This is a genomic window from Isoptericola sp. S6320L, assembly GCF_023015685.1.
In the GTDB taxonomy this organism is placed as follows: domain Bacteria; phylum Actinomycetota; class Actinomycetes; order Actinomycetales; family Cellulomonadaceae; genus Isoptericola; species Isoptericola halotolerans_A.
The window spans coordinates 47,765-64,213 of record NZ_JALKAT010000011.1; the positions used below are offsets into that span (position 1 = coordinate 47,765).

14 protein-coding genes are annotated in these 16,449 nt (G+C 73.6%); 7 read left to right on the plus strand and 7 right to left on the minus strand.

Annotated elements, in window-relative coordinates:
• Positions 1–108: 108 nt before the first annotated feature.
• The 3 genes from MWU57_RS08605 to MWU57_RS08615 all read right to left on the minus strand — a co-directional run bounded on the left by MWU57_RS08605 (position 109) and on the right by MWU57_RS08615 (position 5,779).
• Positions 109–1,533: a folylpolyglutamate synthase/dihydrofolate synthase family protein gene (locus tag MWU57_RS08605; RefSeq protein ID WP_246908765.1), complete on the minus strand. Its 1,425-nt coding sequence runs from the start codon at positions 1,531–1,533 to the stop codon at positions 109–111.
• On the minus strand, positions 1,530–4,853 hold the full coding sequence (gene ileS, locus MWU57_RS08610; RefSeq protein ID WP_281495451.1) for an isoleucine--tRNA ligase: 3,324 nt from the start codon (positions 4,851–4,853) through the stop codon (positions 1,530–1,532). Before ileS ends, MWU57_RS08605 begins: the two co-directional genes overlap by 4 nt.
• A 293-nt stretch (positions 4,854–5,146) precedes the next feature.
• Positions 5,147–5,779: a maleylpyruvate isomerase family mycothiol-dependent enzyme gene (locus MWU57_RS08615; protein ID WP_246908767.1), complete on the minus strand. Its 633-nt coding sequence runs from the start codon at positions 5,777–5,779 to the stop codon at positions 5,147–5,149.
• A gap of 220 nt (positions 5,780–5,999) precedes the next feature.
• Between MWU57_RS08615 and MWU57_RS08620 the strand changes: the two genes are divergently transcribed.
• A complete protein-coding gene (locus MWU57_RS08620) occupies positions 6,000–7,385 on the plus strand; it encodes an MFS transporter (RefSeq protein ID WP_246908768.1) in 1,386 nt (461 codons plus the stop codon).
• 35 nt (positions 7,386–7,420) lie between these two features.
• Here MWU57_RS08620 and MWU57_RS08625 read toward each other — a convergent pair whose 3' ends face one another.
• On the minus strand, positions 7,421–8,221 hold the full coding sequence (locus MWU57_RS08625) for an SDR family oxidoreductase (RefSeq protein ID WP_246908770.1): 801 nt from the start codon (positions 8,219–8,221) through the stop codon (positions 7,421–7,423).
• 127 nt (positions 8,222–8,348) lie between these two features.
• On the opposite strand from MWU57_RS08625, the gene MWU57_RS08630 reads away from it, so the two are divergent.
• The gene (locus MWU57_RS08630; protein WP_246908772.1) at positions 8,349–8,987 is read left to right on the plus strand and encodes a LysE family translocator; all 639 of its coding nucleotides are present in this window, start codon (positions 8,349–8,351) and stop codon (positions 8,985–8,987) included.
• Between the two features lie 25 nt (positions 8,988–9,012).
• Here MWU57_RS08630 and MWU57_RS08635 read toward each other — a convergent pair whose 3' ends face one another.
• Together MWU57_RS08635 and MWU57_RS08640 are read right to left on the minus strand one after the other, a co-directional pair.
• Positions 9,013–10,623, minus strand: coding sequence for a molybdopterin-dependent oxidoreductase (locus tag MWU57_RS08635; RefSeq protein WP_246908774.1), 1,611 nt, complete (start codon positions 10,621–10,623; stop codon positions 9,013–9,015).
• Positions 10,624–10,706: 83 nt separating this feature from the next.
• Positions 10,707–11,132, minus strand: a complete 426-nt coding sequence (locus MWU57_RS08640) for a CoA-binding protein (protein ID WP_246908776.1) — start codon at positions 11,130–11,132, stop codon at positions 10,707–10,709.
• Positions 11,133–11,362: 230 nt separating this feature from the next.
• Here MWU57_RS08640 and MWU57_RS08645 point away from each other — a divergent pair, with 230 nt between their 5' ends.
• From MWU57_RS08645 to MWU57_RS08655, 3 genes are read left to right on the plus strand one after another with little or no spacing between them, the layout of a single operon-like run.
• Positions 11,363–12,394, plus strand: a complete 1,032-nt coding sequence (locus MWU57_RS08645) for a putative F420-0 ABC transporter substrate-binding protein (protein WP_246908778.1) — start codon at positions 11,363–11,365, stop codon at positions 12,392–12,394.
• On the plus strand, positions 12,387–13,475 hold the full coding sequence (locus MWU57_RS08650) for a putative F420-0 ABC transporter permease subunit (protein WP_246908780.1): 1,089 nt from the start codon (positions 12,387–12,389) through the stop codon (positions 13,473–13,475). The genes MWU57_RS08645 and MWU57_RS08650 overlap by 8 nt, the downstream gene beginning before the upstream one ends.
• The gene (locus MWU57_RS08655; protein ID WP_246908781.1) at positions 13,472–14,347 is read left to right on the plus strand and encodes an ABC transporter ATP-binding protein; all 876 of its coding nucleotides are present in this window, start codon (positions 13,472–13,474) and stop codon (positions 14,345–14,347) included. The genes MWU57_RS08650 and MWU57_RS08655 overlap by 4 nt, the downstream gene beginning before the upstream one ends.
• Here MWU57_RS08655 and MWU57_RS08660 read toward each other — a convergent pair.
• Positions 14,328–14,729, minus strand: a complete 402-nt coding sequence (locus MWU57_RS08660; protein WP_106268183.1) for a DoxX family protein — start codon at positions 14,727–14,729, stop codon at positions 14,328–14,330. The genes MWU57_RS08655 and MWU57_RS08660 overlap by 20 nt on opposite strands.
• Positions 14,730–14,785: 56 nt before the next feature.
• Between MWU57_RS08660 and MWU57_RS08665 the strand changes: the two genes are divergently transcribed.
• Together MWU57_RS08665 and MWU57_RS08670 are read left to right on the plus strand one after the other, a co-directional pair.
• Complete coding sequence (locus MWU57_RS08665) at positions 14,786–15,379, plus strand: HhH-GPD-type base excision DNA repair protein (protein ID WP_246908782.1); 594 nt, start codon at positions 14,786–14,788, stop codon at positions 15,377–15,379.
• Positions 15,376–16,440 carry a glutathione S-transferase family protein gene (locus MWU57_RS08670; protein WP_374108538.1) on the plus strand — a complete coding sequence of 355 codons (1,065 nt, stop codon included), beginning with the start codon at positions 15,376–15,378 and terminating at the stop codon, positions 16,438–16,440. Before MWU57_RS08665 ends, MWU57_RS08670 begins: the two co-directional genes overlap by 4 nt.
• Positions 16,441–16,449 lie beyond the last annotated feature (9 nt).

The following is a 16,449-nucleotide window of genomic DNA, read 5'->3' on the forward strand; positions in this document are numbered from 1 at the left end:
CGGTTGTGTCCCTGTGACTCATACAACACCCGCCGGGCGGCCCGTGCAGTGCAGGGCGCCGTGCCCGGCCCCGATCCGGGTCCCCCTGGGTCGGTCCGGCCCGCCGCCTCAGCCGCGTCCGAGGAGCACGCGCGCGTCCGCGACGGTGATCACCGACCCCGTGACGACCACCCCGGTCCCGGTCCCGACCCCGACGACGTCGTCCGCCTCGGCCAGGTCCGTGGCGACCTGCAGCGCCGCGTCGAGCCGGTCGGCGGTGTGCACCCGGTCCTCGCCGAAGATCTCGCGCGCCACCTCGGCGAGGTCGTACGGGTCCGCCGAGCGCTCCGACGAGTTGCGCGTCAGCACCACGTGGGACAACGCGGGCTCCAGCGTGGCCAGGAGGCCCTCGGCGTCCTTGTCCGCCATGACCCCGACCACGCCGACCACGGCGCGCAGGCTGAACGACTCGTCCAGCGCCGCGACCAGGGCCTCGGCACCGTGCGGGTTGTGCGCGGCATCGACGAGCACGGTGGGGCTGGAGCGCAACAGCTCGAGGCGTCCCGGCACCGCGACGTCGGCGAACGCGGTCTCCACGACTCCCCCGTCCAGCGCCCGGCCGCCGAGCATCTGCTCGACGGCGGCCAGGGCCAGCAGGGCGTTGTGCGCCTGGTGCGCGCCGTGCAGCGGCACGAACACGTCCGTGTACGTCGCCAGCGGTGTGCGGAGCGCGACCAGCTGGCCACCCACCGCGATGGCACGCGCGGCCACCTCCAGGTCGACGCCCTCGCGAACCAGGCGGGCCCGGACCTCGGCGGCCCGCTCGGCGAGCACCTCGTCGACCTCCGGTCGCTGCTCGGCCACGACGGCCGTCGCCCCGGTCTTGATGATCCCCGCCTTGACCACGGCGATCTCCGCGGGCGTCGACCCCAGCCACTTCTCGTGGTCGATGCTGATCGGGGTGATCACCGCGACCTCCGCGTCGACCGTGTTGGTGGTGTCCCAGGTACCGCCCATGCCCACCTCGAGCACCGCCACGTCGACGGGAGCGTCGGCGAACGCCGCGAACGCCAGGCCCGTGAGCACCTCGAAGAAGTTCAGCCGCGACTGGCCGGACTCCTCGAGCTCGGCGTCGACCACCTGCACGTAGGGGAAGACGTCCTCCCAGACCTCCACGAACCGTGCCGCGCTCAGCGGCTCGCCGTCGACGCAGATGCGCTCGGTGACGCTCGTCAGGTGCGGTGAGGTGAACAGCCCCGTGCGCAGCCCGTGCTCGCGCACGAGCCGCTCGGCCATCCGCGCCGTCGACGACTTGCCGTTGGTGCCCGTCAGGTGGATGGCCCGGAAGGAGCGCTGTGGGTCGCCGAGCAGCTCCAGCAGTCGTGCGACGCGGTCGATGGTCGGCGACACGTCGTGCTCCGGGGCGCGGGACACGATGTGCGCGTAGACGCGCTCGAGGTCCTCGCGGGCGGCGGCGTCCTCCGCCGCGGCCCGGGCCGCCTTGCGGTCGGCCGCCTTCGCCTTCTTCGCGTCGTTCTTGCCGCCGTCGCTCATGCGTCTCCCTCGTGCTTCGTGACGTGGACGGAACGAGCGGTGCCCTCGGCACCGGTCACCGTCAGGCTGACGGCCAGCGTCTCGCGCACGACCAGCTCCCGGTGCGCCTCGACGTCGGCCACGTGCTCCGGCGGGACGTCGAGCGTGAGATCGATGCGGTCGCTCACCTCGAGCCCGGCGGCCTTGCGGGCGTCCTGCACGTCGCGGACGACGTCGCGGGCGTACCCCTCGGCGCGCAGCGCGTCGTCGAGCGCCAGGTCCAGGACGACGAACCCGCCGCCCGGGAGCACGCTCGCCGCCACGTCCTGGCCCGCCGCGTCGCCGACGACGGTGGTCAGCTCGTACTCCGGCTCGAGCAGGCCGACCTCGCCGTCGTCGGTCGTGACGACCACCGCGCCGTCGGCGTCCTTGTGCCAGGCACCTGCCTTGGCCGCCCGGATGACGACCTGCACGCCCCGGCCCAGGCGCGGGCCCGCCGCCCGGGCGTTCACCGCGAGCCGCTCGGTGATGCCGAACCGCTCGGACGCCTCGGCGTCCGCCTGCACCAGGTCCACCGCCTTGACGTTGAGCTCGGAGGCGAGCAGGCCGGCGTAGTCCGCGAGCGCCGCCGGGTCCGGGACCGCCACCGTGAGCCGGGCCAGCGGCTGGCGCACCCGCAGCTGGTTCGCCTTGCGCAGCGCCAGCGTCGTCGACACGACGGCGCGCACCTCGTCCATCGCGGCGACGAGCGCGTCGTCGGGCACCAGGGCGGGAGTGTTCCGCGCGGTGGGCCAGTCGGCGAGGTGCACCGACCGGCCGCCGGTCAGGCCGCGCCAGATCTCCTCCGTCAGCAGCGGCGCGAGCGGCGCCATGACGCGGCACAGCACCTCGAGCGCGGTGTACAGCGTGTCGAAGGCGTCGGCGTCCTCGGCCCAGAAGCGGTCCCGCTGGGTGCGCACGTACCAGTTGGTCAGGACGTCCAGGTGCTCGCGCACGGACTCGCACGCCCCGGAGATGTCATAGGCGTCGAGCTGGCCGGTGACCGTCTCCACGAGGTCGTGCGTGCGGGCCAGCAGGTAGCGGTCGAGCGCCGGCAGCCCGGCCGCTCGCTCGGGCTCCACGGGCTTGGCGGCGTAGCCGGCCGAATCGCCGGTGCCGCCCGCGCTGTTCGCGTACAGGGTGAAGAAGTAGTAGGTGCTCCACAGCGGCAGCAGCACCTGCCGGACGGCGTCGCGGATGCCGTCCTCCGTCACGACGAGGTTCCCGCCGCGCAGGATCGGCGAGGCCATGAGGAACCACCGCATGGCGTCGGACCCGTCGCGGTTGAAGACCTCCGAGACGTCCGGGTAGTTGCGCAGCGACTTGCTCATCTTGCGCCCGTCGGAGCCCAGCACGATGCCGTGCGAGACGGCGGTGCGGAACGCCGGCCGGTCGAACAGCGCGGTGGCCAGGACGTGGAGCGTGTAGAACCAGCCGCGGGTCTGGCCGATGTACTCCACGATGAAGTCGCCCGGGTAGTGGTGCTCGAACCACTCCCGGTTGTCGAACGGGTAGTGCACCTGCGCGTAGGGCATGGAGCCGGAGTCGAACCAGACGTCGAGGACGTCCTCGACGCGGCGCATCGTGGACCGGCCGGTCGGGTCGTCGGGGTTGGGGCGCGTGAGGTCGTCGACGAACGGCCGGTGCAGATCCGGCTCGCCGGCGGCGTTGCGCGGCAGGCGGCCGAAGTCGCGCTCGATCTCGGCGAACGAGCCGTAGACGTCGGTGCGCGGGTAGGCCGGGTCGTCGCTCTGCCACACCGGCACCGGGGAGCCCCAGAACCGGTTGCGGGTGATCGACCAGTCGCGCGCGTTCTCCAGCCACCGGCCGAACTGGCCGTGCTGGATGTGGTCCGGCGTCCAGGAGATCTGCTCGTTGAGCTCGAGCATCCGGTCCTTGACCTTGGTGACCTCCACGAACCACGAGGACACGCCCATGTACATCAGCGGCTGGCGGCAGCGCCAGCAGTGCGGGTAGGAGTGGTCGTAGGACTCGCGGCGCAGCAGCACCGTGCCGGTCGTGACCGACCCGGCGTCGGCCTCGCCGCGGGTGCGCGCCTTGAGGTGGTCGATGATCGGCAGGTTGGCGTCGAAGACCTGCAGCCCGGCGTACTCGTCGACGGGGTGCGTGAACTTCCCGTCCGCCCCGACGGGCATGACGGAGGCGACACCCTCGCGGTCGCAGACGATCTTGTCGTCCTCGCCGAAGGCGCCGGCGGAGTGCACCAGCCCCGTGCCGTCGGTGGTGGTGACGAAGTCCGCCGCCACGACGCGGTGCGCGCGCTCTCGGCCCTCGTAGTAGGAGAACGGCGGGCGGTAGGCGGCCTCGAGGAGGTCCGCACCCGTGAGCCGCCCGACGACGCGCGGCTCCTCGGCACCCTCGTCGGTCAGCTCGCGGGCGTAGTGGCCCAGTCGCGCCTCGGCGAGGACGTATCGCTCCGTCGAACCGCTGAACGCCGACTCCACGACGACGTAGTCGATGTCCTCGCCGACCATGACCAGCAGGTTGGAGGGCAGCGTCCACGGGGTGGTGGTCCACACGAGCAGCTTGTCGCCGGGGCGCACGACGTCCGTGCCGTCGTCGGGCACCGACGTGACCTCGAAGCCCACCGTGACCGCCGGGTCCTGGCGGTTCTGGTAGACGTCGTCGTCCATGCGCAGCTCGTGGTTGCTCAGGGGCGTCTGGTCGTTCCAGCAGTACGGCAGCACGCGGAAGTCGGAGTACACCAGGCCCTTGCGGTAGAGCTCGGCGAACGCCCACATGACCGACTCCATGTAGGTCGCGTCGAGGGTCTTGTAGTCGCCGTCGAAGTCCACCCACCGCGCCTGGCGGGTCACGTACTCACGCCATTCCGAGGTGTACTTCAGCACCGAGGTGCGGCATGCGTCGTTGAACTTCTCGATGCCCAGCTCGAGGATCTCGTCCTTGGTCTTGATGCCGAGCTGGCTCATCGCCTCGAGCTCGGCGGGCAGGCCGTGGGTGTCCCACCCGAACCGGCGCTCGACGCGCCTGCCGCGCATCGTCTGGTAGCGCGGCACCACGTCCTTCGCGTACCCGGTCAGCAGGTGGCCGTAGTGCGGAAGGCCGTTGGCGAACGGCGGGCCGTCGTAGAAGACGAACTCGTTCTCGCCGTCCGTGCCGGCGTCGTTCTTGGCCACCGAGGCCCGGAACGTGTCGTCGGACGCCCAGTAGGCCAGGACGTCCTGCTCGATCTCGGGCAGGCGCGGCGAGGCGGGGATGCCGAACGCCGCGCCGGGCGCGCTGCCGGACGAGGGGGCCGAGCGGTGCAACGGATAGGCCATGGGTGGGCTCCTGGACAAGCGACGGGTGGTACGACGACGGCACTGCTGCACGAGGACGACGTCGGCCCGCTCGCGCGCCCGTTCCCGGACGCCGCGCGTGCCGTGCCGCGGTACCACCCCGCTTGCGGACCCCTCACGAAGATCGAGGTCCGCCGCTCCTTGACGGCTGTGACGGGCCTACCCGTCCGGTTCTACTGGGAGCGACGAGTCGCTCGGTTCTTCCGGAGGCTCACCGGTGATGGCCGGGTCGATGCCTGTGATCCGATGATAGCGAGCCGCGCAAGCCACCGTGGTCAGCGACTCCCGGCCAGGCCTGCCGCCCCGGCGCCGGTCAGCTCGCCCGTGCCCACGGGTCGTCCGGCGACCGCGAGGAGCAACGAGACGGCGCTGCCTCGGACCGGTGCTCCCGCGCCGATGCTCCGGCCCCCGTCCACGGGCACCAGCTGCCGGCCCGCCACACGCTCCCTGCCGCCGCCCAGTCCTGCACCGGTGCGCGCGAGATGCTCCAACGCCGTCAGCACGTGCTCCGGCGGGTAGGTGGTCCCGATCCCGAGCGGTCTCCGGATGTCCTCGCCGTGGACGTAGGCCTCCACGAGCCGTGTCACCAGGGGGCCGGGAGGTGTGTCGGTCCGGTCGACCACCGCGCGGAACGCCTCCAGGGTGGCCCACGGATCCGCCGCTCGGTGCCGCACCACCCCGTGGGCGTTCATCCGGTCGAAGTCGAACCGAGCGGCGACCATCTTGCGCACGAACCCTCGCCGCGTCGTGGTCGCGGAGTCGATGAGGTGCGCCAGGACGTCGTGCACCGACCATCCCGGGCACAGCGACGGCGTCTGCCACTGGTCCGGCGTCAGTCCCTCGAGATGACGGACGAGCTCACGACGTTCCGCGTGGACGGCGTCCCAGAGGGTTGTTCCGGTGTTCATCGGCGACCTCCTGCGATCGAGTCGGCCGCGCCCGGCCGGCGGCGGCTTCGCCAGGGCAGACCGGGAGCCGTCACCGTTCTCATCGGAGCGCGGTCGACTCCCCGGACGACGGTGTCCTGCCAGGTGACAGCGAGTTCCTGCCGATCGCTCGCCCGGCAGGCCGAGCGAGCGCACGATCGTCGTAGTGTCTGAGCGACACCCCACGACGCGAGGAGCCTCGATGGCCGACGACACCGACACCGCGCCCGGCGGTCCTCCCGACGCCGCGACCGCTGCGGACCCGCAGCAGCGCCGGACGGTGCTCGTCCTCGTCCTCGCCCAGGTCCTCTCCGGCGCCGGGCTCGCTGCCGGCATCACCGTCGGAGCGCTCCTCGCCGCCGAGATGCTCGCCACCACCGCCTACGCCGGCCTGCCCGCCGCCCTGTTCACGGCAGGGTCCGCCGCGGCGGCGCTGGTCGTCGGGCGGCTCTCGCAACGGTGGGGCCGCCGCGCAGGCCTCACGTTCGGCTACCTCACCGGGGCCGTCGGAGCGGCCGGCGTGGTCGTCGCCGCCGTGCTCGACGACGTCGTGCTGCTCTTCGTCGCCTTCACCGTCTACGGCGCCGGCACCGCGACGAACCTGCAGGCCCGGTACGCGGGCGCGGACCTCGCCGCGCCCCGGCACCGCGGCCGGGCCGTGAGCACCGTGCTGGTCGCGACCACGGTGGGGGCTGTGGCAGGCCCCAACCTGGTCGGCGTCATGGGCGACCTCGCGGCCGGCTGGGGCATCCCCCCGCTCGCCGGGCCGTTCCTCCTCGGCGGAGCCGCGTACGCAGCGGCGGGCGTCGTGCTGTGGGTGCTCCTGCGACCCGACCCGCTGCTCCTCGCCCGGGAACGCGCCGAGCAGGCCGAGCCCCGTCCGGAGGCGGCGCCGGCCCGGACCTCGGTCTCCTCGACGGCGCCGACGGCGCCGACGGCGGCACCGGCGACATCGGCGACGACGCTCGCTCCCCCGCCGCAGGTGGCCGAGCCGACCGATCGGCAGGTGAGCCGCACCGTGCTGCTCGCCGGCACCATCATGGTGCTGACCCAGGGCGTCATGGTCGCCATCATGACGATGACCCCCATCCACATGGAGCAGCACGGGCACGCCGTGGCCACCGCCGGGTTCGTCATCGCCGTGCACGTCGGGATGATGTACCTGCCGTCACCGCTGTCGGGGTGGCTCACCGACCGGTTCGGTCCGGTGCGGGTCGCCGTGGCCGCCGCTGCCACGCTGCTCGCGGCCGGCCTGGTCTCGGCGCTGGTGCCGCCGTCGTCGGTGGCCGGTCTCGCCGTGGGGCTCGGTCTGCTGGGGCTCGGTTGGAGCCTCGGGCTGGTCTCGGGCACCGCTCTGATGACGACGTCGGTCCCGCTGGCGACCCGGGCACGCACGCAGGGATCGGTCGACCTGGCCGTCGCGCTGGCGGGCGCCGCCGGCGGGCTCGGGTCGGGGTTCGTCGTCGCGTCGTCGAGCTACGCGGCTCTGGCGCTCGGCGGCGGGGCGCTCGCTCTGCTCGTGCTGCCGGTCATCGCGTTCGCCGCCCGAGCCCCAGCACGCCGAACGTCTCGATCCGCACCGGAATAACGCCGCAAAGCGGTCCGGAACGACACGTTCGGCGGTCAGACGCCGGTGCGGGCGATCTTGGAGTTGTGCACCTGCGCGCGGGGGCGGATCACCATGAGGTCCAGGTTGACGTGCGGCGGCCTAGTCAGGGCGTACCCGATCGCGTCGGCGACGTCGTCGGCCACCAGCGGCTGGTAGCCCTCGTACACGGCCGCGGCCTTCTCGGCGTCGCCGTCGAACCGCACCAGCGAGAACTCCTCCGTGGCGACCGCGCCGGGGGCGATCTCCACCACGCGGACCGGCTCGCCGGCGAGCTCCCAGCGGAGCGTCGTCGAGAGCATCCGCTCGCCGTGCTTCGCCGCGGTGTACCCGGCGCCGCCCTCGTAGGCGCCGTGCGCGGCGGTCGAGGTCACGACGACGACGTCCGCGCCCGGGCCGTGTGCGCCTCCTCCCCGCTCGGCCGAGGTGCGCAGCAGCGGCAGCACGGCCTTCGTGACACGCAACGTGCCGAGCACGTTGAGCTCGTACATCTGCCGCCACTGGTCCAGGTCGGCGTCCTCGACCCGGTCGAGGCCGAACGCGCCACCGGCGTTGTTCACCACGCCGTCGAGCCCGCCCGTCGCGGTCAGGTGCTCGACCAGGCCCGCGACGGCGTCGTCGTCGGTGACGTCGAGCGGGAAGGCCTCGGCGCCGGTCTCGGCCGCGAGCGCCTCCAACCGGTCGGCACGGCGGGCCGCGGCGACGACGTCGAACCCTTCGGTCCGGAGCCGGCGGACGGTGGCGGCACCGATGCCGGACGATGCTCCGGTGACCAGGACGCGGCGGGGTGTCGCGGTGGGGGTGCTGGTGTTACTCATCGTGGTGCTCCTCGGTTCTCGGTCGGGACGGCAGGTCCGCGGCGACGTCGCGTAACGCTCCGGCGAGGATCGCCAGGCCCGCACGTGCCTCATCATCGGTGATCGTCCGCGGCGATATGGTCGCACCGTGACCGTGACCCAGGCGCTGCTGGCCTTCGCTGTCGTGGCAGGACTACTGACCATCATCCCCGGGATGGACACCGCGCTCGTGCTGCGCAGCACCCTGACGCGTTCGCGCCGGCACGGCTTCGCCGCACTCGGCGGCATCCAGGTCGGCACCCTGCTCTGGGGGGCCGCCGCGGCTGGTGGAGCGGCGGCGCTGCTCGCCGCGAGTCAGACGGCGTACCGCGTCCTGACGATCGCCGGTGCCGTCTACCTCGCGTGGATGGGCGTGTCGATGATCGCGGCCTCTCTGCACCGGCGCGTCGAGCGCGCTGACGTCGAGGCACCCCCACCCGCGTCGGGCCGATGGCGGGACTTCGGTCTGGGCCTGGGCACGAACCTGATGAACCCCAAGGTCGGTGTCTTCTACGTGGCGGCTATCCCGCAGTTCACACCTGCCGGGGTGAACCCGCTGCTCATGGGCCTGCTGCTCGCCGCAGTGCACTGCGTGCTCGGCACGCTCTGGCTGTCGGCGGTCCTGCTCGGGGCCGGGGTCGCCGGGCCACGTCTGCGACGCTCGGGCGCCGTGCGCTGGCTCGACCGGGTCACCGGAGGGCTGCTCGTCGCCTTCGGTGCCCGGCTCGCGTTCGAGGCGCGCGCCTGACCTGCCGCCCTCGTCCAGGGCGAGGTCAGTCGACCGAGACCCCGACGGTGTGCCAGCCGGTCGCCCCGTCCGGGGCCGGCGGCGCCTCGTCGCTGGTCTGGACCTGGCCGTCCGCGCCGATGGCGCGCACCGCGATCGTGTGCCCGCCGGCCGGGGCGTCCCACACGTACCGCCACTGGCGCCAGGTGTCGGGCCCGACGGTCTCGGCGAGCTCTGCGGGCTGCCAGGGACCGGCGTCCACGCTCACCTCGACGGCGTCGATCCCGATGTGCTGCGCCCAGGCCACTCCCGCCACGACCACCTCGCCGGCGTCGACCGAGCCCGATCGGGGCACGTCGATCCGGGACTGCAGCTTCACGGGACCGCGGGCGGACCAGCCGCGGGGCGTCCAGTAGCCCTCGTCGTCGGCGAAGCGGGTGACCTTCAGCTCGGTGACCCACTTGGTCGCCGACACGTAGCCGTACAGGCCCGGCACCACGAGCCGCGCCGGGAAGCCGTGCTGCTCGGGCAACGGCTCGCCGTTCATGCCGATGGCGAGCAGCGACTCCCGGTCCGGGTCGGTGAGGATCTCGAGCGGCGTGCCGGCGGTCCAGCCGTCGACGCTGGTGGACAGCACCATGTCCGCGTCCGCCTGCGGCCTGGCCCGGGCCAGGAGCTCCCGGATCGGGTAGCCGAGCCACAGCGCGTTGCCGATCAGGTCCCCGCCCACGGGGTTGGAGACGCAGGCCAGCGTCACGTGGTGCTCGGTCATCGGCAGCTCGAGCAGCTCGTCCCAGGTGAGCTCGAACGGTTCGTCCACCAGGCCGGTGACACGCAACGACCACTCGGCCGGGTCGACGGCGGGCACCCGCAGCGCGGTGTCGATGCGGTAGAAGTTGTCGTTCGGGCTGATGTACGGCTCGGCGCCCGGAACCTCCAGGTCGGCGCCGGGAGGGACGGCCGGCGCGGGGCTCGCCGGCGCCGGCAGCCGGATCGCCTCGCGGACCACCTCGACGGCTCGGCTCCCGGCGGACACCGCCCGCGACGCCAGGACGGCCACGACCGCGCCCGCCGCCGCGATGCCGGACCAGGCGAGGAAGGTCCGGCGCGACGCCGCGCCGTCGGGCACGGGTGGGCTCGCTGCCGGTGCGGTCGCTGCCGGTGCGGTCGCTGCCGGTGCGGTTGTTGCTGGTGCAGCGGCCGCGGGGTCGGCGCGCCGGGCGGGCACGCGGGCCACGAGCAGACGCAGCAGGACGACCGCGGCCCCCACACCGATCACGCTGGGGAGCATCCAGGCCGCCGTGGCGCCGGGCCGGTTCATCGCCACGAGCGCCAGGACCAGGCCCACGGCACCCAGCAGCACGGCGCCCGACGGCGGCACCCGCCGCTCGAGCCATCCGGCCAGAGCGGCACCGGCCGCCAGCACGGCACCCATCGAGGCGAGCAGGACCGCCTTGTCCGCCGTGCCGAACCACTCCACGGCGAAGTCCTTCAACCAGGGCGGCACGACGTCGATGAAGGCCCCTCCGAGCGCGAGCACCGGCGAGGAGGCGGGGTCCACGAACGCGGCGACGAGCTCGGCCAGCGCGAGTCCGGCTCCGGCCGCCACGATCCCTGCGAGGGCGGCCCACCAGCCGCCGAGGTCCCTGCTGCTCATGGGGCCACTCTTCCACCGTGGGGCCCGCGCACCTCGCGGACGGCGCCGGGGAGCGCGATCCGTCACCGGCTCGTAAGGACCGCTCAGGCGGAGGCGAGCCGGGGCAGCTCGATGGCCGGGCAGCGGTCCATCACCATGTCGAGCCCGGCCGCGCGCACGCGGTCGGCGGCGTCGTGGTCGATGACCCCGAGCTGGAACCAGACGGCCCGGGCACCGATCTCGACGGCCTGGTCGGCGACGTCGCCCGCCAGCTCGGAGCGCACGAAGACGTCCACGACGTCGACCGGGAAGGGGATCTCCGCCAGGCTCGCGTAGCCCTGCTCACCGTGCACCGTCGGCGCCGAGGGGTGCACGGGCACGATCCGCTTGCCGTGCTGCTGCAGGACGCGCGCGACCCCGTACGCGGCACGCGAGGTGTTGGTGGACAGGCCGACGACGGCCCACGTGGTGGTGTCCTCCAGGACCCGCCGGACCGTGTCGTCGCTCTGCGAGGATCGCGAAGTGGTCATGCCGGTGCCAACCCGGCGGCGAGGTCGCGTGTTCCCCCGGGGGTCCCGGACGACCCGGACGTTGTCATAGGCTGGTGGGGCGGACCACGGGCACCAGTGACTAGCCCGTCGGCGCGGCCCCTCCCCTCTGGGCCGCAGGTCCGGTCGGCGCGAGATGACGCGCCCGCCCCGCCCTGCCGCGCCGCGCTCGTCCCGGCGCGGCCACGTCTGCTCGAGAGGGAGCCCTCCGCGTGCCTCGTCCGCACCTGCTCGCCCTGCCCGCTGTCGCCGCCGTGCTGGCGCTCGCCGCCTGCTCGTCCGGGGCCGACGCCGCGTCGTCGACGCCCGGAGGGACGTCCGACGAGACGTCCGCCCCGGCCGCGGCCGGTACGCAGTACCCGCTCACGCTCGACAACTGCGGCACCGAGGTCACCTTCGACGCACCGCCGGAGCGTGTCGTGACGATCAAGTCCTCGACCGCCGAGACCATGCTGGCGCTCGGGCTCGGTGATCGGATCGTCGGCGCCGCGTTCCTCGACGGGGCGGTGCCGGAGTGGCTCGCGGCTGACGCCGAGGGCACCGCCGTCGCCGAGCCCTTCAGCGACGAGGTGCCCGGCACCGAGGCCGTGCTCGAGCTCGAGCCCGACCTGGTCTACGCCGGCTGGGAGTCGAACGTGTCCGCGGACGGCGCCGGCGACCGGGACACCCTGGCGTCGCTCGGGGTGAACACCTACGTGGCACCGGCGGCCTGCAAGGACCCGGCGTACATGCCGAACCCGCTCACGTTCGAGGACGTGTGGGCCGAGATCCGCGAGGTCGGCGCCGTCTTCGACGTCGCCGAGCAGGCCGAGGACGTCGTGGCCGAGCAGCGCACGACGCTCGACGCGATCACGCCCGACGACCGTGGCCTGGACGCCCTCTGGTACTCCTCCGGCAGCGACATCCCGTACGTGGGTGCCGGCATCGGCGCGCCGCAGATGATCCTCGACGCCGTCGGGCTGGCCAACGTCGCGGGAGACGTCGAGGACACGTGGACCTCGATGGCGTGGGAGGAGATCGTCGACGCCGACCCGGACGTCATCGTGCTCGTCGACGCCGCCTGGAACAGCGCCGAGGACAAGATCACGCGGCTCGAGGAGAACCCGGCCACCGCACGGCTCGGGGCCGTCCAGGACGAGCGGTATCTCGTCGTGCCGTTCCCCGCCTCCGAGGCCGGGGTCCGCAACGCGGACGCCGCGCAGGACCTCTCCGAGCAGCTCGCCGGGATCGACATCGATGGTTGAGACGGCCACGCGCACCCCCGCCGCGACCCCGGCACCGCCGGGAACGCTCTCGCGGCGACGGTTGCTCGCGTGGCTCGCGGGGACGACGGCGGCGCTGCTGGCCACCGTCGTCGTGACCGTGGCGATCGGCCCCGCCGGGCTGACGCCGTCGGACGTGGCGCAGGTGGTGGCCACGCGCGTCGGGCTCGGCGACCTGCTCGGCCTCGCGGCACCGGACACGCTGGCCGACGGCATCGTGTGGCAGCTGCGGATGCCGCGGGTGCTCACCGCCGCCGCGGTGGGCGCCGGGCTGGCGGTGTGCGGCGTCGTCATGCAGTCGCTGACCCGCAACCCGCTCGCCGACCCGTACCTGCTCGGCCTGAGCTCGGGGGCCTCGTTCGGGGCGGCGTGCGTGCTGGTCCTCGGCCTCACGGCCGTGCTGCCGGTCGCGGCGTTCGTGGGGTCGACGGCGGCGCTCGTCGCGACGCTGGCGCTCGCCTCCGCGTCGGGACGCGGTGCCGGCGGGCTGTCCCCGGCCCGGACGGTGCTGGCCGGGCTCGCGGTGTCCCAGCTCGCCGCCGCCGCGACGAGCTTCGTCATCTTCTGGTCCGCGAAGGGCGACCAGTACCGCGAGATCCTGTCGTGGCTGCTCGGCTCGGTGGCCGGGGCGACGTGGACGTCGGTCGCGGTGGCCGGCGGGGCCGTGCTCGTCATCGGCACCCTGCTGGCCTCGACCGGGTCCGTGCTCGACGCCTTCACGTTCGGCGACACGTCGGCGGCCGCGCTCGGCGTCCCCGTGGCGCGGGTCCGGTGGGGGCTGCTGCTCGCGGTGGCGCTGCTGACCGGTGCGCTGGTGTCGCAGTCGGGCGCGATCGGGTTCGTCGGCCTGATCCTGCCGCACGCCGTCCGGCAGCTTGTCGGCGCGCGGCACCGCGCGCTCCTGCCGCTGTCCATGCTCTGCGGCGCGACGTTCCTGGTGTGGGCGGACACCCTGGCTCGCACCGTGTTCGCCCCCCGCGAGCTGCCCGTGGGGATCGTCACCGCCGCGATCGGCGCACCGGTGTTCGCGGTGCTGCTCTGGAAGGGACGGGCCCGCTCATGACGCAGACCTCCGAGCGCTCGGCTCCCGCCCGCACCGCGCAGGCGCACCCCGCGGTCGGGCAGGACGGGACCAGCGCGGCTGGCCTGGCCGCCGAGCGGGTGCGGTGGTCGGTCGGCGGACGGCTGATCCTCGACGACGTCGACGTGACCGCCCCGCCCGGCGCCGTGACCGGGCTGCTCGGCCCCAACGGGACGGGCAAGTCGACCTTGTTGCGACTGGTCGCCGGCGTGCAGGCGCCCGACGGCGGCCGGGTCGCGCTGAGCACCGGCGCCGGCGACGAGGACCTGCTCGCGATGCCGCGCCGTCGTCGGGCCCGGACGCTGGCGTTCGTGGAGCAGGACGCCGCCACCGAGCTGCCGGTCACGGTGCTCGACGCCGTGCTGCTCGGGCGCACCCCGCACCGGTCGCTGCTCGCGGGACCCACCGAGGAGGACCACGCGATCGCCCGCGCAGCGCTGGACCGCGTCGGTGCCCTGCCGTTGGCCGCCCGCGAGGTCACCACGCTGTCCGGCGGCGAGCGACAGCGCGTCCACATGGCGCGCGCCCTCGCCCAGGCACCCCGGGTGCTGCTGCTCGACGAGCCCACGAACCACCTGGACGTGGCCGCGCAGCTCGCGACCATGCGGCTGGTGCGCGGGCTCGCCACCGAGGGCGTCACCGTGCTGGCCGCCCTGCACGACCTGTCGCTGGCCGCGGCGACCTGCGACCACGCCGTCGTCCTGGCCACGGGACCCGCGGGCCACGTGGTCGCGGCCGGGCCGGTGGACGAGGTGCTGGTACCGGAGGTGATCGACCCCGTCTACGGGGTGCGCACCACGGTGCTGCGGCACCCGCGCACCAGGCGGCCGGTGCTCACGTTCGACGAGCGCTGACCGACGGAGCCGTGCGCGCCACCCGCCAGGCCCAGGCCACCAGCGGCACCTGGAGCGGGAGCCGGCCCCAGGCCACCGACGGTTTCCGCGCCCAGGAGCGCGCACCGGGGTGGGAGTCGAGCGCCATCTTGACGTTCCCGGGGAAGACGGCGACGAAGAGGGCGGCCGTGGCCAGACCGCCGACCCGGCGGGTGGCCGGCACGGCGACCGCTGCCGCACAGGCGAGCTCGGCGACCCCGCTGCCGTAGACCCAGGCGCGGGGCGAGCCCAGGGCAGGCGGGATCAGCGCGTCGAACGCGCGGGGACGCGCGAAGTGGAGCGTTCCGGTGACCGTGAGCGCGGCCGCCAGGCTGCCGGCGAGGACGTCGGTGTGTCGAGGCATGCGAGCGAGGCTATCCGTACGCCGCGCCGGTGGCGTCCGTCGGGCAGGATGGTGGCATGGCTACCGACCTCTGGATCACCGGTGACACGGACACCGACAGGCTGCTGAGCGACGACCCGTTCGCGCTGCTGATCGGCATGCTGCTCGACCAGCAGTACCCGATGGAGCATGCGTTCGCCGGGCCGCGCAAGATCCTCGACAGGTTCGGCACCCTGGAGCCGTCCGCGATCGCGGACGCCGACCCGGACGAGTTCGTCACGATGGCGACCACTCCCCCGGCGATCCACCGGTACGGACGCTCGATGGCAGGCCGCGTCCAGGCGGTGGCCCGCGCCGTCGTCGACGAGTACGACGGCGACACGTCCCGGATCTGGACCGACCCCGGCCCGTCCGGCGAGGCGCCGACGGGAGCCGAGGTGCTCCGGCGTCTCCACGCCCTGCCAGGTTACGGCGAGCGCAAGGCCAAGATCTTCCTCGCCCTGCTCGGGAAGCAGCGCGGGGTCGAGCCGGCCGGCTGGCGGGAAGCGGCGGGCGAGTTCGGTGAGCCGGGCTCGCGGCGCTCGATCGCCGACGTCACCAGCGCCGAGGCTCTCCAGGAGGTCCGCGCGTTCAAGAAGGCGGCCAAGGCCGCCGCGAAGGAGACGAAGTGAACGACGGCACGACGACGGAACGCCCGGAGCACTCCCAGGGCGGCACGTACACGGTGGAGGGTCAGGAGTTCGTGCGCGACGCGAACTACATCTCGACCCGCATCACGCGAGACGGCGAGGACGGCTACCCCGTGGAGGCGGACCGCTACCGGTTGATCGCCGCGCGCGCCTGCCCGTGGGCCAACCGTTCGATCATCGTGCGCCGGCTGCTCGGCCTGGAGGACGCGATCAGCCTCGGCATGCCGGGCCCGACGCACGACGAGCGCAGCTGGACGTTCGACCTCGACCCCGGCGGCAAGGACCCCGTGCTGGGGATCGAACGCCTGCAGGAGGCGTTCTTCGCCCGCGACCCGGAGTACCCGCGCGGCATCACGGTGCCGGCGATCGTGGACACGCGCGACGGCGCGGTGGTGACGAACGACTTCACGCAGATCACGCTCGACCTCTCGACGGAGTGGGCGGCCCACCACCGTGAGGGCGCCCCGCGGCTGCTGCCGGAGGACCCCGCGGAGCGGGACGAGATGGACTCGGTGATGCGCCGCGTCTACACCGAGGTCAACAACGGCGTGTACCGGTGCGGGTTCGCCGGCTCCCAGGAGGCCTACGACGAGGCGTACGTACGGCTCTTCACCGCGCTCGACTGGCTCGAGGAGCGGCTGACGACCCGGCGGTTCCTCCTGGGCGACGCCATCACCGAGGCCGACGTGCGGCTGTTCACCACCCTGGTGCGGTTCGACGCCGTCTACCACGGCCACTTCAAGTGCAACCGGAACAAGCTCACCGAGATGCCGGCCCTGTGGGCCTACGCGCGCGACCTGTTCCAGCTGCCCGGGTTCGGGGACACCGTCGACTTCGCCCAGATCAAGGAGCACTACTACGTGGTGCACACCGACATCAACCCGACGCGGATCGTGCCCGCCGGCCCCGACCTGCGCGGCTGGCTCGACCCCCACGGCCGGGAGTCGCTCGGTGACGACCCGTGGGGCGGCGGCACACCACCGGGACCAGTGCGCGACGGCGAGCAGGTGGCCGCGGGGCACAGCCCGCTCTCCCCGGCGTGACCCAGCCGG